Below are 16,122 nucleotides of genomic sequence, written 5' to 3'. Positions count from 1 at the left end.
TAAAATCATTTTACACTACATCATACCTTTAGAAAAGGTTTTCATAAAATAGTTTACAATTTATTTCATTTATTAAAAATTTATATAATAAATCCTAAAAATATTTATAAATAAACTATTATTAATGCAAATTAATTTATTTTAATTCCAACAAATAGTTTACTTATAAACCATTTTTTTGTATAATCAAATCAAGATTTATAATGGCTAAAGTTTATTTTAAGGAGGAAGTTTAATGGATTTAAAAGCTCTAAATCCTAATGGAAATGCATTTCTAGTTTCATTTACTAAAGCAAAAAAAACTTATAAGAAGTTTATATCAGCTACATTAAATGATTTAGGATTAACTCATAATGAGTTTGAAATTTTAGTTTTCTTACAAGAAAACTTAGAATACAATACTGCAAAAGATATTGTAGAATTTTCTGGACTTTCAAAAGGATTAATATCAAGATCTATAGAAAGTTTAATAAAAAAAGATATGCTTACAATAAGTAAGGATGAAAAGGATAAAAGGGTTTTTAGATTATATATATCAAGCTCAGCAAAAGAAACAATGAATGTGTTAAATAGCATAAGTAATGAATTCTGTAAACTTCTTTTAGAGGGGCTTCAAGATAGAGAACTTTTAGCATTTGATATCATATTAAATAAAATGATTAAAAACCTTAATAACTTAAAAATTTAACTAGTAAAAAAACTATGACAAAAATACTTGAATATAAATTTAGGCTTTGTTTTAATATATTGTTTATTTTTAATTTACTATCTTTTGTATTTCAATACAAAAGATAGTTCTTTTATTTTAAGATTTATAATTAACTTAATAAGCTCTTTAAAATTTCATTGAATATTTAAAAAATGATAGCTTTGAAAAGCGAAGTTATTTGACTATAAATCCTTTCTTTGCTTTAACTATTTTTCTCTAATATTCAAACTTAAATATAAAACACCTTTTAATATTAATTCAAAAATGTAAGTTCAAAATGCAGAATTTTAAATTTTGATTTCCACTTTTAATTAAGTATATTTATTTTTTGAATAAAATCAACACTCTCTAAAAAAGAACTTAAATTTATTTTACTTCATTTACATGTTTGAAAGTGTCTTTTATATTTTTCACATTTCCATAAACAGTAATTTTGTCACAGGCTTCAAATTCATAATCAGGTCTTGGGAAACTTATAAATTCATCTCCCTTATCAATATTTAAAACTTCTATTTCAAGATTTTTAAGTCCACTATCTTTTATATTTTTCCCTAAAATTTCAGACTTATTTGACAAGTATATTTCATAAACACCATATCCCTTTGTTTTAGTTATTAGATTGAAATGTTTAACATTTATCTTGTCCCAAATCTTAGATTTAACAATAAACTTTTCTATATTATTTTCTATTTTTTCTAATAAATAAGTTTTATGAAAGAAGAATACAAATAAAGTAAATATGATGACTACTGCTAAAGAGCCTATATCTAGTACACTACTTGTTATTATGTTTACTGCAAATGATATAATAGTGGCTGTACTGGCATAACTGAATCCCATAAGCCAAACAGCAAGCTTTCTTCTTGTTGGATGCTGAACTATTATTTCACTTTCTTTTGTAGTAAAACCTGTTCCTGTTAAAAGAGAGGTCACTTGAAATCTAGCTTTTTCTATTGGAACACCAGTAAGTCTAAATAACACTGAAAAAAAATCTACTACAACTAAAAAAACCATTAAAAATAAAATAAATGTAAGTACTAAAACCAAATTTTCTCGCCTCCCTATTAATTACTATTATTCTAAAATCTTATCATGTAAATTATCATTATAAGTATAATAACTACTGTTTTTAGATTTTTCCTTACTATTAATGTCATATCCCATGATTTTTGATACCATACCAAACAATAATAATACAACTAATAAAATTTCTCCTGCTAATATAATGTTTTTAAAAAATTTCATAAGGACATCCTCCTAATATAAAATTCTACTCTCCTTTAAATATTAATTGATTTTCACCAATGTTTATATTCATATTTTCTTAATAACTTCATTATACTAGACTTTCTATAATTTCTCCAATTACATATTTCCAACTTTTTTAGAACAATCTTGAAATACTCTCTTTAAATTTTTATCAAGATAAATGATTGCTAAAACTTCTATAAAATAACGCTATAAAAATAAAAAAATCCATAGGGCTAAATATGACTTATTGTTATACTCCCTATGAATTCTTTATTTGCTTAAAATTCTAAAACATAAGTATTGGTATTTTGCTCTAAAACATAAATATAAACCATTAGTCTACCTGTCTTAAAAGTCTTTTCATTACATCATTAACCTTAGCAATCCCTAAATCTTCATGAGCCATAACCATGATTAATTTAACATCATCATCAGTAATATCCCATTTATATGATCTTATATCTAAAACAGCATCCTCTGGAACATATTCATATATTAATCCAGCAACTTCTTCTGCTAAATCTAAATAATCTTCAAAAAGTTCCTCATCATTTAAGCTTTTTAATTTAAGGTTCTCTTTTATAAGTCCTCTTAATATTTCCATATCTATACTTAACTTATAAGCTATGATATCCTCTCTTTTTGAACTTTTACATAAATCACTTACAACTTTTGCATCAGTATTTTGTTCAATATCTTTCTTTATTTCCTGACTATCTAAAACTCTATTTCCAAAAGCAACGTACATAATAAATTCCTCCTTAGTCAACTAAAAATTATATTTTAAATTTATCTTATTACCTATCTAAGTTAGAACTTCTTAATATTTGAATTAATATTAATCTAATCAAAAATTTAATAAGTTAAAATCTACTATATATTTATAACACTGTCATATATTCATTACAAGTATTATAAGCATATTTTTTCTTAAAATCTAAACTTATAATTACTTAACATATAAATAGATATTACATAACTTTTTATTTACAAAAAATTAGGATATAGATGAGTTTATTTTATAAACTCATCTATATCCTAATTCCAAATTTGCTTCAATTTACATTAAAGCACTATTTTCCACAATGTTTTTCATGAGATTTTATTTTATTAGCCATTTTCTCTTCTTCTCTTCTAACTTCAGCCATTTTTTCTTTTTCTACTTTAATTGTCTTTTCACAATTACAATGATTAATTTGATGATTTTTTGACATAATAAACACCTTCTTATAAAAATTTAATATTAATTTTTTACTTTATAAGAAAGGAACTATCCAAATAAAACTCATTCCTTATCTTGATTTCATATTACCCCTTTACAAATATTTTGTAAAAAATAAATTAATACTATTTTAAGTTATATATTTGTAAAAAATTCTATTTTAAGAGTAAAATATAATATTTCCTTAAATTTTCTAATATTTTCTCAATTTATAACCTAATTTTCAAAAATTCTTCCTTAAATGCTTAATTATAATAAAATTTAAAAATCAAATCTTTATTTATTATAATAAAATACATAAAAAAATAAGAAACTAATAGTTTTTGAACTATCTCTGGTACCAGACTCCCAATTAAAGTAATGGGCAAAAAACTCATGCTTGATGCCCACAAGTTTTTTGCCCTAACATATATAAAAACTATTATTTTTTTCCTATGAACAATAATATCTTATAAAAGATAGAAATAATTCTCAACATTGATTATTAAATATAATCTTTATTTATACTTATAATTGATTCATCACCTAATTCTGAAAGTACAACTTGATATTTATCCATCTTCCACTCATAATCTTTTGATTCAGTCTTTTCATTTTTCTTAACTTCACTTGGATTACCAAGTTCATTTTTAACACTATTTATTAAATTATCTGGTGTTACTCCTTTAAAATGTATTGTTATTGAATTTATATTTTTAGAATCATCTAAAGCAAAAATCAAGTTAGCATCATAATTAAATATTCTTATGGAATATTTAGTTGAATCAATAACCTTTTTTCCTTCTACATCTAAAACCTTATCTAGTCCTTCTCCTCTTTTTTGAACTAGTTGCTGATAAGTCCCTCCTAAATATCCACTTAATGATTTAATGCTATCTTCATTTTGTGTACTTACCTCAATATTTTTATCATTTTTAGAAACATCATTTTTTTTAGAATTTCCACATCCAACAAGTGATATCACAATTAAAGAACTTGCAAGCAAACTAACAAATATTTTTTTCCTTTTCATAACCTTTTCCCTTAATAGTAATTTAAAATTACTAAACAGCCCTTTCTTTTCTTATGTATATAAAATAAATTACTTATAATTTGTATTATAATATAATATTTATATAATATGTATTACAAATAAAATAAAATTAAAAAAATATGCTAACTTAACCCTACTAAGGTAAACCCTTAGGGAAGCTAAGATAGCATATTTTTCAATATTTGTATATTAATTTCAATTCCGACCTCATATATTTAAGCTAAAAACTTTGTAAAATACATTTTAATAAACCCTATAAATTCTTAGAGAGATTAAAATTCTCTGAATATTTTTGTAAGCTTTATTATTATGTTTTAATTCTTAAGATTATGCTCTATTTCTATGATTCATCACTTTGTTCAAACTGACTGTTATAAAGATTTGCATAGAATCCACCCTTTTTAAGAAGTTCTTCATGATTTCCTTGTTCTACTATATCTCCATCTTTCATAACAAGAATTATGTCAGCATCACGTATTGTTGAAAGTCTATGAGCTATTATAAAACTGGTTCTACCTTCCATAAGTTTTTCCATAGCTTTTTGTATTAGAAGCTCTGTTCTAGTATCTACTGAACTTGTAGCCTCATCAAGTATTAATAACTTAGGATCTTTTAAGAAAGCTCTTGCAATAGTTAAAAGTTGTTTTTGACCCTGAGATATATTAGAAGCTTCTTCATTAATTTCCATATTATATCCATTAGGTAATGTTTTTACAAAGTGATCAACATGAGCTACCTTAGCAGCCTCATAAACCTCTTCATCAGTAGCATCTAATCTACCATATCTTAAGTTTTCCATTATAGTGCCATTAAATAACCAAGTATCTTGAAGAACCATACCAAATAGATTTCTTAAATCTTTACGTTTAAAATCTCTTATATCATGGCCATCTATTTTAATACTTCCATTATTAATTTCATAAAATCTCATTAATAATTTAACTATTGTTGTTTTACCTGCCCCTGTTGGTCCAACAATTGCAACCTTTTGACCTGATTTAACATCAACTGAAAAATCATTTATTATTGTTTTCTCAGGATTATATCCAAAATTAACATTCTCAAACTCAACTTCTCCTTCTATATTTGAAGTATCAATTGAAGTTTCAGGATCTTTAACCTCATCTTCTTCATCTAAAAATTCAAATACCCTCTCAGCCGCTGCTGCTGTTGATTGCATTACATTGGCAATCTGAGCTATTTGTGAGATTGGTTGATTAAATGAACGTACATATTGAATAAAAGCTTGTATATCACCAACTGTTATAATATTCTTAATTGTTAACCATCCACCAAGTATTGAAACTAAAACATAGCCTAAGTTTCCAACAAAAGACATGATTGGCATCATCATACCTGATAAGAATTGTGATTTCCATGCTGATTTATATAAAGTATCATTTAATACATCAAATTCCTTAGTTACATTAGCCTCCCTATTGAAAGACTTCATAATATTGTGTCCACCATAAACCTCTTCTACCTGACCATTTAAATGACCAAGATATTCTTGTTGAGATTTAAAATATTTTTGTGATTTCTTAACAACTAAAGATATAAGTATCATTGAAACTGGAAGTATTACAAATGTTGCTAATGTCATTATCCAACTTATTGATAACATCATTATTAATACACCAATTAATGTAGTTATTGAAGTTATAATTTGAGATAAACTTTGATTTAATGTTTGGCTAACTGTATCAACATCATTTGTAATTCTTGATAAGACTTCTCCATTTGTTCTTCTATCAAAATATTTAAGTGGTAAAGTATCTATTTTCTCTGAAATTTGTTTTCTTAAATTATAAGAAACCTTCTGCGCTACACCTGCCATAATAAATGATTGGATAAATCCAAAAAATGCACTTACTAAGTATAAAACTACTAATATAATTGCGATTTTTCCAATATAACCAAAATCTATTGAAGCATTTGGAACACCAGATATCTTTTCTATTAACCCTTCAAATATTTTAGTAGTTGCTTTACCTAATATTTTAGGTCCAACTATTGAGAAAGCTGCACTCCCTATTGCAAATAATAAAACTGTAATTATTTGAAATCTATATGGTTGTAAGTATTGTACAAGCTTTTTCATTGTACCTTTAAAATTCTTTGCTTTCTCAAATTTTCTTTGGCCCCCATGTCCCATTGGGCCACCCATGCCTCCACTTCTTTGTCTTCTTTCCTTACTCATTGCCTAGCTCCTCCTTTGAAAGTTGAGATAAAGCTATTTGCTTGTAAACTTCACAATTATTTAGAAGTTCTTTATGAGTTCCTTTTCCAACAACCTTACCTTCATCAAGTACGATTATTTGATTTGCTCCCATAATTGTACTAATTCTCTGTGCAACTATAATCATAGTACTATGATTTGTTTTCTCATTAAGTGCTTTTCTTACCTTTGCATCTGTTTTAAAGTCAAGGGCTGAAAAACTATCATCAAAAATATAAACATCTGGATTTTTAACTAAAGCTCTAGCAATTGAAAGTCTTTGTTTTTGTCCACCAGATACATTATTTCCACCCTGTGAAATTTCTTCTGCGAATTTAAGTTCTTTTTCATTTATAAACTCAGTAGCCTGGGCTATATTAGCTGCTTCCTCAATTGTTTCCATTAAAGCATCTTCATCCCCATATTTTAAGTTACTTTCTATAGTTCCTGAGAATAATACTCCTTTTTGAGGAACATATCCTATTTTTTCTCTTAAATCATGTTGAGAAACTTTTCTTATATCTGTTCCATCAACTAATATTTCTCCCTCTGTAACATCATAAAATCTAGGAATTAAGTTAACAAGTGTTGACTTACCACTTCCTGTACCACCTATAAAGGCTGTTGTTTCTCCTGGTTTAGCAGTAAATGAAATATCTCTTAGTACATACTCTTCTGCCCCTGGATATTTAAATGAAACATCTTTAAATTCAACATATCCTCTTTTTGAAGAATTAAACTCTTCTTCTTTTTCTGGATCATCTATGCTTGTTTCTGTTTCTAAAACCTCTGCTACACGTTTTGCTGAAACTGAGGCTCTAGGAAGCATTATTGATACAACTGATATCATTAAGAATGCCATGATTATTTGCATTGTATATTGAATAAATGCCATCATATCACCAACTTGCATAACACCATTATCTATATTGTGTGAGCCAACCCATACAATAAGAATAGTTATAAGGTTCATAATAAGAAGCATAGCTGGCATCATACCACCCATTATTCTATTAACAAAAAGATTTGTTCTCATAAGGTTACTATTTACTCCATCAAACTTATCTTCTTGATGTTTTTCAGTATTAAATGCACGAATTACAAGCATTCCAGTAAGAGATTCTCTAGCTACTAAATTTAACTTATCAACAAGATTTTGAACCTTTTTAAATTTTGGAATAGCAAGTCCAAACATAACTACTACCAATGAAAGGATGGCAGCCAAGGCAACAGCTATTATCCAAGACATTCCTGTATCAGTGTGAACTACTCTAAATATACCTCCTATTCCTAAAATAGGTGCATATACAACTATTCTAAGAAGCATAACCATTAATGTCTGAATTTGCTGAATGTCATTTGTACTACGTGTTATAAGTGATGCAGTTGAAAATTTATCAAACTCTGCATTTGAAAATCTAACAACTTTTCCAAATACCATTCCACGAAGATTTCTACCAAAGCCAGCAGCCACTCTTGCTGCGATTAATGTGACAGAAACTGCCGCAACCATACTACCTAAAGCAAGTAGAACCATTATTCCACCAGTTTTTAGTATATATGTACTTTGTATCTTTTCAATATTCATCCCTAAAGCAGTATATTGCTTTTGTATATAAGGAACAGCTGATTGAATTACCATGCTCTCTGGCATCTCAGAAATTTTTTTATTTATTTCTTTTAACATTTCATTTTTCTGAGACTCTGCCATGTTTTTAATCATAAGAAAAGGATCATTATTTCCTTTTAAATTAGTCTCTTTAAGATTTATTTTTTCTTTAGGCATATCAGTTTTCATAGACATTCCTGATACTCCACTCTTTTTACTAGTAAATGCTTCTAATCCCTTATCCTCAATCATGCCTGCAACAAGAATTGACTTTCCTAATATAGGATTCAACTCATTTATTTTTTCTTCATCCTCTTTATTTAACTTATATATAGCTTCATCTTTTAAAGCCGGATACTCTTTTACATATTCATCATATTCGCTTTGCGAAAGATTGTTTTTATCTAATAAGGTATAACTGTTTTCTAACTTTCCTTGTTCTTCTTTACTCATAAAAAGTTTTAGTCTTTCAAATTCACTCTGACTTATAACCTTTGGAACAGCATTTTCTATACCACCTTGCTGAATTCCTACATTAACTATATTTGACATATAATCTGGCAAAGATAAATCAAACATAGCCTGAGCAAAAAGAAGTATTATAACAGCTAAAACTGATGTAGTAAATGGTTTTAAGTATTTAATTAGCTTTGACATTACTCTTCCTCTTTTCTTTATAAAATTTCAATTTTACTATCTAATTTAGTTATATTTTTATATTAATTATATTTTCATAACTATTCTATGTCAACAACTATTTTTATAGTATAATAATATTACAATTTAAAAATAAATTAATAAGTAACGCTGTTAATAAAAATTACAAATTTTATTCAAAACTTTTAATATTGATACATTAAAATAAATTTTCAAATAATATAGGAGGTGAAATAATGAGTAATTTAGAAAATTTAAATTTAGCTTCTGATGAGTTGTATTCTTTGTTGTTATCTCTAAACAGAAAAGTTTTTAATCATGATGATATTATAAAAAGATTATCAATTCCATCATCTCATGCTAAAGTTATTTTTTATTTAATATATAGTAAAAATGCTTCTGTTTCAAAAATTGCAAAAGATTTATCAATATCAAAGTCAAATATGACTCCAATTATAGATAAACTCATTAAAGAAGGCTTTGTTGAAAGATTCCCAGATCCAAATGACAGAAGGGTTATAAGAATTGGCATAACACAAAAAGGATATGAATTTTCAACTAAACAAAGAGAATTTGCCAAAAAAAATCTTAGAGAAAAAATTTCATCACTTTCTTCTGAAGATTTAGTTCAAATCGAAGAGCTAACAAAAAAACTTAACGAAATACTATTAAAAATAAATTAAAATTTTATAAATAATCCTAAATCTCCTTGTCTTCTTTATTTATATTTATAAATCCTTTGAAAGTGACAAAATATACTTTACCATTTATAATATTAGTACTATATGATTATTTGGAGGGAAACACGTGAAAAAAGTTTATTTAGCTAGTCCATTTTTCAATGATGATGAACTTGAAAGAATGCACAGTGTTCTTAAAGTTTTAAGAGAAGAAAGAGGATTTGAAGTATTTGCACCATTTGAATTAAAAAGCCAATTAGAATTTGGTTCTAAAGAATGGAGAACTGAAACTTTTAATGCTGATTTAGAAGGAATAAAAAATTCAGATGTAGTTGTTGCAATAATAAGTAATGGAAATTACTCAGATAGTGGAACAGCTTGGGAATGTGGATATGCATATGCAAGTGGAAAGCCAGTTATAGTAGTTAATTTAACTGGAAAACCTGTTAACTTAATGATAAGTGATAGTTTAACTTCTTACATAGATTCTTTAGAAACTTTAAAAACTTATGACTTTGATAAATTAGAAAAATTTGAATATACAGGTCCAGTATTTTAAGATTTGCCATAAAGAATTAAGAATTATATAAAAGCAATTAAGAAAATAAAAGTATATTTTATAATTTTACTTTTTTCTTCTCAATCACTTGAATTAAACAAAAAAATTTTACGAAAAAAGTCTTATAAATTTTAAGCTATTATTTAAAGTAGGTGATTATTTGAAATTATTTCTTAAATATTTAATATGTTCAATGATTATTTGGGTTATAGGCTTTGTAATATTATTTATAATCCCACAATTTTTATGGACTCCTTTAATTGTAATGTTAATTATTATAAGCAATATTACTTGGACCTTATATTATGTAAGAAAAGACAAACTTAATAAAAGCACCTAAACTTGAAATATAATATAAAAAAACTAGGATAATATACTCTATTTTCATCTAAAATTATTTTATATTAGCTTAAACATACTTTTCATAAAATAAATATAAAAAAATAGGAGGATTTATTTTAAATAAATTCTCCTAAAGTGTAAATATTTAATTTATATATCTTTCAAATAAAACTCTAGTTATAAGAACTAAATAATTTTATTTAAATTTCTTTTTTACTTTTAATAAATCAAATATTAAAGGATTTAATTCTTTTTATTTAAGAATATTCCAGCAAAGTCATCATCTCCATTGATTCCTCCACCTCTAACTTTTAAAATTTTTCCTTTATAATTTAATTTAATTTGAAGTTCAGAATAATTTTTATCACTTGGAATCATACCATCTGTTATTTTAGTGCCTTGTTTTGGTGATATTTCTATACCTAACTTTTCAAGATCTTCATAAGATATGCTTCCTCTTTTTTCAAACTCTTCTCTATTTGTAAGTTTATTAAGCTCTTCCTCTGTGAAGATATTTCTTATTGACTCTTGTTGCCTATTTTTAAATTTAAACTTGGCACCTGTCCAATCAATAGTATCCCCAACTTTTAATTTTCCTAAATGTTTTTTATATATTTGAGAGTCATTTAAATATATTCTAACATAACTTACATTTTCGAAATTTTTAGATATTTCACTTTTAGAAGTATCTTCATGTTTAAATCTTATATAGAATCCACTTGGAATATTTTTATTTTTTGCTTGATCCTCTTTTCTTGGGCTTAAATAGTAATATCCATTAGTTCCTTCTATTTTCTCTTTTATTTCTAAATTGTATTTATCTCCATTTTTTGAAACTAATCTAAAGGATGCCTTATTCTTATCTTCTTTTGATATTTTTAATTCTTGCTCAAAATGAATATTGTTTGCATCATAAACTTTCTTTAAATTAGAAACATTATTCCATTTAACCCCATTATCTAAACTATACTCAAGTCCAGTTATATAATTATCATTAATTTTATGTTTTATTATTGTTAATTTATCATTGTATAAAGATTTCTTATGTCTAACTACGGCATTCATACCTTTAAAGTTTTCTCTATTTAAAATCATTTCATTAAAAATAGGTTCTTTTGTTTCTTCATTATAAATTTCTATATCATTTTCTTTAAACTTATCATATGGAACTTCTTTTTCTTTTCCATCTTTAGTTCTTAAAATTACTTTTAAATTTGATAAGTCTAATTTTTTCTCTTTCTCTGAATTAATAAAATCTACAAAAATATTTTTCTCCCCAGGAGTTTTTATTTTTAAGTCATTAACAGTATTTCCTGTTTTATAGTCATTTGCTGACTTATCCATAGCATCTTTTACAGATTTTATAATTCCCTTACCACTATATGTAGCCCCTGAAACAGCATCTAAAGCAATTGAATTTTTGCGTTCCTTTAAATATGATGCTACTATTGTGTGAGTTTTTACTGTTGGCCCATCAAAGGTATCTTTTTCAACATCTTTAAGCTTTTCTGCATAATCCCCAATTAATTCTTTACCTGTTTCATAAGGATTTTTTGAACTTAATATTTTATTAGTTATTTCATCAAGAAGCATTACATCATTTATTGCCTTTTCTGGATTCTCCTTTAAGATGTCAACTACTTTTATAGCCTTATCTCTAAAAGGTATCTCATCATCTCCATAATCTCCAGATTCTTTTGTTGCAACCTCTATACTTTTTATTTTGTTATTTTCAAATGTTACCTTTGATTTAATAGGTTTGGTTGTGTAACCCATTCCAGAACCTGTGTATACACCATCTAAATACTTTTCATCTTTATTAACTGAACTATTTGATGAATTTGAATTTTTAATATTGCTTCCTTTTTCATTTTCTGTAAATTCAAAACCAATACTAAAAATTCTTGGAATATTATAGTTGCTTAATTTTTCTTTCTCAGTAGTCTTTAAAGCATATCTCTTATTTTCAATTTTTAAAACTTCCCCTTCTTTATCTGGCTGTAATAAATATTTATCATTTTTAGCAGATAATACTCTAAGTAATATGTTTTTACCTTTAAGCTCTTTAGGTAATTTTATTGTTTGAAATGAATTTATATTTTTAGAAAGTACTACTAAATCAAAGAATTTATTCCATGTTTTTCCTTCATCTATACTATATTCTATTCCAGTTAAGTAATTTTTATCTGAAAATATTGGTAATATTAATAACTTGTCTTTATATAGAGAGTTTTTATGCTCAATAATAGCATCTATACCATAACCACGAATTGATTTGTAATCTAATTTCATTCCATCATAAACAGGTTTTCCTGTTTTTTGATCATATATTTCTATTCCATTTTCTTTAAATTTATCATATGAAACTTCTTTTTCTTTTCCATCTTTAGTTGATAATATTACTTTTAAATTTGATAAATCCAATTTTTCTTCTTTATCTGCATATTCGAATTTTATATTCATACTCTTTTTACTTGGAGTTTTTATTTTTAAGTTGTTTATAGTATTTCCAGTTTTATAATCATTAGCTGATTTATTCATGGCATCTTGTATTGAACGAGCTATTCCTTTAGCACTATATGTAGCTCCTGATACTGCATCAAAAACCTTAGCTTTATTTTTTTCTTTTAAATAATCTTTTACAACATTAGAAACAGTCTTTCTATAAAAATCTATATTTTCACTTTTAGATTCATTTTTTAATTTTTCTGCATATTTTCCAGTTAATTCTTTTGCTTTTTCATAAGAATTTTCCGCATCTAAAATTTCATTGTATAGCTTATCGTGAAGCATTAAATCATTAAATACTTTTTGTCTATCTTCACCCATCATATAGTCAGTCACTTTTATAGCTTTTTCTCTAAAATTATCACCATCATCTCCATAATCTCCAGATTCTATTGTCGCAACCTCTATACTCTTTATTTTGTTATTTTCAATCACTACTTTAGACTTGATGTTACCTTCTTTGAATCCTCTTCCTACACCAATATACTCACCATCTAAAAACTTAACATCTTTATCATTTAAATCAATTTTTGTAGTATTATCTTTAGATAAATCTCTAATTCCTTTGTTTGTATTATCTTTATCTTCTTTTTTATTGCTATTATTTGCTACATCTTTATTGGATTGTAATAAATTAGTATCTTTATTAGAAACAATTACATTATCTTTATTAATACTTTCTTTATTAGTTGCTTTTTTAAGTGCATCATTAACTGAGTTTAATATTCCATTACTTGAATAAGTAGCCCCTGAAACTGCATCAATTCCAGTAGTTCCTTGATTTTTTAATATTTTAAATATTAATTTTTTAGCACTTTTGAAAAACTCTTCATCATCTTTATGATTAACTATTTCAATATTTACTAATGTACCATTTTTTATTACAACTTTTGTTTTTATATTTCCATTAAATCCTTTAGCTTCTCCTATATATTCTCCATCTTTAAATTTATAATCTTTTAAATTTATATTGTTATTTGGATTTCTACTTATCATAATACTATTTTGATTTAAAATACCTTTAACAATATCTTTTACATTAATACTACTAGTAGAATTTAAAGGTGTATTATTAGAAATTTTTATAGTATTTATAGCTCCCTTATTCTCTTTAGCCACCTTATTCAAAGCTGAATTAACAGCATTTAATATACCTCTACTTGAATATGTAGCTCCTGAAACTGTGTCAACCCCTGAAGTACCTTGATTTCTTAATATTTTAATAATTACCCCTTTAGCTTTATTAAAAAATTCTGCATCATCATTGTGACTAATTACTTTAACATCTGATAATTTACCACCACTAATTATAACTTTTACTTTTATATTTCCTTTAAAACCTATAGCTTCTCCTATATATGATCCGTCTTTAAGTTTATATTCTTTTAAGTCCACACTGCTTGTACTTTTACTATTACTAGCTTTTAAATCCACAGTTTTACTACTTTTATTTGATTTATCTTTTTCATTATTATTTTTTTCTACTTTAAAACCTGCTTTAGATAAGGCATCTTTAACAGCATTTTTTATTCCATCAGAAGTTAAAGTAGCTCCTGAAATAGAATCTACATTAGTAGAATTTTCTTTCAATATACCTTCAATAACTTTACTTCCCTTTTCAAAATATCTAGGTGTTTCTGAATGAGAAATTACTTCAACATTTTTAATTTTACCATTCTCTATAGTAACATTTACCTTAATCTCTCCCCCATACCCTTTTGAAACTCCTAAATATGTTCCATCTTTTATCTCATTTAAACCCATGTTATCTGATTCTTTTTTAGAATCATCAGCCTCTTTATTCTCTTCAATATTTTCTGTAAGTTTTAAACTTTTTTCTTGAATATCTGCTTTTTTATTTTTAAGCATATTATAAGGGTCAATTATTGCAAAGCTAGTTGCCCCAATTGCACTTGTAATAATAATACCCCCAGCAATTATTTTTGATTTATTTTTCATAAATTCTCCCCCTACTTAGCATTTTCCAATGCATTTTCCACAGCTGAAATTATCCCTTTAGAACTATATGTAGCACCACTTATTGAATCAACCTTTGAACTTTGTTTTTCGATCATTATAGGAATTAACTCTTTAGCTTCGTTTAAATAGCTTTCATCATCATGTGAACTTAAAATATCTATTTGTTTTATGGCCCCTTCTTTAACTTGAACAGCTACCTTAGTTTTTCCATTAAATCCATCTCCTTCGCCTTCAAAAGTTCCATCTTTTAAAACTTCTGCACTGGCAGTAATTCCTGGCTTTTCAGTTGTATCTTTTTGTTTCATGCTAGCACTTTCTTTTGAACACCCACAAAGTGCTACTCCTAATGCAATGGTACTTATTGAAAAAATCAATTTTTTATTCATTATAATACTCCTTAAAATTTTTCTATTTTTTAATTTAAATGAATATTGCTTTTTCAAACTCTAGTAAAAAGTAGGTTTCCTAACCCCTTACCTCTCTTAAAAGATGAAAAAGCAATAAACAAATTAGTTATATTAAAATTATTACTTAATAAGCATATCAAATTAAAAATAACGATTTTCATTCTCATCAAAAAGATATACTTATAATATTAAAATTAAATAAAAAGTACTTATAAAAAAACTCTAATTCTTTTTAAATCTTCTTATATTTAACTTTAATAATGCTGCTAAAGAAACAAAAATTCCTCCTAAATAAGGTAGTCCATTAGCTTCTCCTGTTTTTGGTAATGTTGATACGTTATTTTTCTCTTCAACCTTTATTTCAGGTTTACTCTCTTCAACCTTTGTCTCAGATTTATTCTCTTCAACTTTACTTTCAGGCTTATTTTCTTCAACCTTTGTTTCAGATTTCTTCTCTTCAACCTTCATTTCAGGCTTATTTTCTTCAGCCTTTGTTTCAGGTTTCTTCTCTTCAACTTTCATTTCAGGCTTATTTTCTTCAACCTTTGTTTCAGATTTATTCTCTTCAACTTTCATTTCAGGCTTATTTTCTTCAACTTTTGTTTCAGATTTCTTCTCTTCAACCTTCGTTTCAGGTTTCTTCTCTTCAGCCTTTGTTTCAGATTTATTCTCTTCAACTTTCATTTCAGGCTTATTTTCTTCAACTTTTGTTTCAGATTTCTTTTCTTCAACTTTACTTTCAGGCTTTGCTACATTTTCATTCTTTGAAGCTTGTTCCTTATTTTCATCTTTTTTATTTTCTTTTTCATCTATTTTTTTAGCTTCTTCTTTAAGTCTTGTATTTATTTCCCTTAACTTTTTGATTTCTTCATCTGTTTTAACGTACTCTTTTAACTTTTCAGGCTCATTTTCAAGCTTTTTCATTTTATCTTCATGCATATATATGT

Annotated in this window: 13 protein-coding genes; 3 read left to right on the top strand and 10 right to left on the bottom strand. The window is 25.9% G+C overall.

What is annotated here, in order from left to right; translation table 11 throughout:
* The first annotated feature begins 235 nt into the window (after window positions 1–235).
* Window positions 236–688 (top strand): MarR family winged helix-turn-helix transcriptional regulator, encoded by a 453-nt coding sequence (locus tag Q1K13_RS11310; RefSeq protein WP_300350892.1) that lies wholly within the window; start codon window positions 236–238, stop codon window positions 686–688.
* A gap of 387 nt (window positions 689–1,075) precedes the next feature.
* Here the strand turns inward: Q1K13_RS11310 and Q1K13_RS11305 are convergent, their stop codons facing one another.
* The 7 genes from Q1K13_RS11305 to Q1K13_RS11275 all read right to left on the bottom strand — a co-directional run bounded on the left by Q1K13_RS11305 (window position 1,076) and on the right by Q1K13_RS11275 (window position 8,699).
* Window positions 1,076–1,756 (bottom strand): TrkA C-terminal domain-containing protein, encoded by a 681-nt coding sequence (locus Q1K13_RS11305; protein WP_300350889.1) that lies wholly within the window; start codon window positions 1,754–1,756, stop codon window positions 1,076–1,078.
* A 27-nt stretch (window positions 1,757–1,783) separates the two neighbouring features.
* A complete protein-coding gene (locus Q1K13_RS11300) occupies window positions 1,784–1,954 on the bottom strand; it encodes a hypothetical protein (protein WP_300350887.1) in 171 nt (56 codons plus the stop codon).
* Between the two features lie 340 nt (window positions 1,955–2,294).
* Window positions 2,295–2,708 (bottom strand): hypothetical protein, encoded by a 414-nt coding sequence (locus Q1K13_RS11295; protein WP_300350885.1) that lies wholly within the window; start codon window positions 2,706–2,708, stop codon window positions 2,295–2,297.
* Window positions 2,709–3,033: 325 nt separating this feature from the next.
* A complete protein-coding gene (locus Q1K13_RS11290) occupies window positions 3,034–3,174 on the bottom strand; it encodes a hypothetical protein (protein WP_300350882.1) in 141 nt (46 codons plus the stop codon).
* 492 nt (window positions 3,175–3,666) lie between these two features.
* The gene (locus tag Q1K13_RS11285; protein WP_300350879.1) at window positions 3,667–4,194 is read right to left on the bottom strand and encodes a hypothetical protein; all 528 of its coding nucleotides are present in this window, start codon (window positions 4,192–4,194) and stop codon (window positions 3,667–3,669) included.
* Window positions 4,195–4,555: 361 nt separating this feature from the next.
* Complete coding sequence (locus tag Q1K13_RS11280; protein WP_300350876.1) at window positions 4,556–6,415, bottom strand: ABC transporter ATP-binding protein; 1,860 nt, start codon at window positions 6,413–6,415, stop codon at window positions 4,556–4,558.
* On the bottom strand, window positions 6,408–8,699 hold the full coding sequence (locus Q1K13_RS11275) for an ABC transporter ATP-binding protein (RefSeq protein ID WP_300350874.1): 2,292 nt from the start codon (window positions 8,697–8,699) through the stop codon (window positions 6,408–6,410). The genes Q1K13_RS11280 and Q1K13_RS11275 overlap by 8 nt, the downstream gene beginning before the upstream one ends.
* Before the next feature lie 236 nt (window positions 8,700–8,935).
* On the opposite strand from Q1K13_RS11275, the gene Q1K13_RS11270 reads away from it, so the two are divergent.
* Window positions 8,936–9,382 carry a MarR family winged helix-turn-helix transcriptional regulator gene (locus tag Q1K13_RS11270; RefSeq protein WP_300350872.1) on the top strand — a complete coding sequence of 149 codons (447 nt, stop codon included), beginning with the start codon at window positions 8,936–8,938 and terminating at the stop codon, window positions 9,380–9,382.
* Between the two features lie 124 nt (window positions 9,383–9,506).
* Window positions 9,507–9,938, top strand: coding sequence for a nucleoside 2-deoxyribosyltransferase (locus tag Q1K13_RS11265; RefSeq protein ID WP_300350869.1), 432 nt, complete (start codon window positions 9,507–9,509; stop codon window positions 9,936–9,938).
* Between the two features lie 585 nt (window positions 9,939–10,523).
* Here Q1K13_RS11265 and Q1K13_RS11260 read toward each other — a convergent pair.
* The 3 genes from Q1K13_RS11260 to Q1K13_RS11250 all read right to left on the bottom strand — a co-directional run.
* Window positions 10,524–14,747, bottom strand: a complete 4,224-nt coding sequence (locus tag Q1K13_RS11260) for an FMN-binding protein (protein ID WP_300350866.1) — start codon at window positions 14,745–14,747, stop codon at window positions 10,524–10,526.
* An 11-nt stretch (window positions 14,748–14,758) separates the two neighbouring features.
* Window positions 14,759–15,154 (bottom strand): FMN-binding protein, encoded by a 396-nt coding sequence (locus Q1K13_RS11255; protein WP_300350863.1) that lies wholly within the window; start codon window positions 15,152–15,154, stop codon window positions 14,759–14,761.
* A 243-nt stretch (window positions 15,155–15,397) separates the two neighbouring features.
* Window positions 15,398–16,122, bottom strand: a 725-nt coding sequence (locus tag Q1K13_RS11250) for an LPXTG cell wall anchor domain-containing protein (RefSeq protein WP_300350861.1), incomplete at its 5' end; no start/stop codon positions are given.

Source organism: Clostridium sp., from assembly GCF_029267215.1.
Lineage (GTDB): Bacteria > Bacillota > Clostridia > Clostridiales > Clostridiaceae > Sarcina.
This window is presented reverse-complemented; position numbering and strand designations above follow the sequence as displayed.

Bases quoted from the DNA above. Each gene is read 5' to 3' on its own strand.
- Q1K13_RS11285 (WP_300350879.1), bottom strand. From the start codon at position 4,194: ATGAAAAGGAAAAAAATATTTGTTAGTTTGCTTGCAAGTTCTTTAATT.
- Q1K13_RS11275 (WP_300350874.1), bottom strand. From the start codon at position 8,699: ATGTCAAAGCTAATTAAATACTTAAAACCATTTACTACATCAGTTTTA.
- Q1K13_RS11260 (WP_300350866.1), bottom strand. From the start codon at position 14,747: ATGAAAAATAAATCAAAAATAATTGCTGGGGGTATTATTATTACAAGT.
- Q1K13_RS11300 (WP_300350887.1), bottom strand. From the start codon at position 1,954: ATGAAATTTTTTAAAAACATTATATTAGCAGGAGAAATTTTATTAGTT.
- Q1K13_RS11290 (WP_300350882.1), bottom strand. From the start codon at position 3,174: ATGTCAAAAAATCATCAAATTAATCATTGTAATTGTGAAAAGACAATT.
- Q1K13_RS11295 (WP_300350885.1), bottom strand. From the start codon at position 2,708: ATGTACGTTGCTTTTGGAAATAGAGTTTTAGATAGTCAGGAAATAAAG.
- Q1K13_RS11310 (WP_300350892.1), top strand. From the start codon at position 236: ATGGATTTAAAAGCTCTAAATCCTAATGGAAATGCATTTCTAGTTTCA.
- Q1K13_RS11280 (WP_300350876.1), bottom strand. From the start codon at position 6,415: ATGAGTAAGGAAAGAAGACAAAGAAGTGGAGGCATGGGTGGCCCAATG.
- Q1K13_RS11270 (WP_300350872.1), top strand. From the start codon at position 8,936: ATGAGTAATTTAGAAAATTTAAATTTAGCTTCTGATGAGTTGTATTCT.
- Q1K13_RS11255 (WP_300350863.1), bottom strand. From the start codon at position 15,154: ATGAATAAAAAATTGATTTTTTCAATAAGTACCATTGCATTAGGAGTA.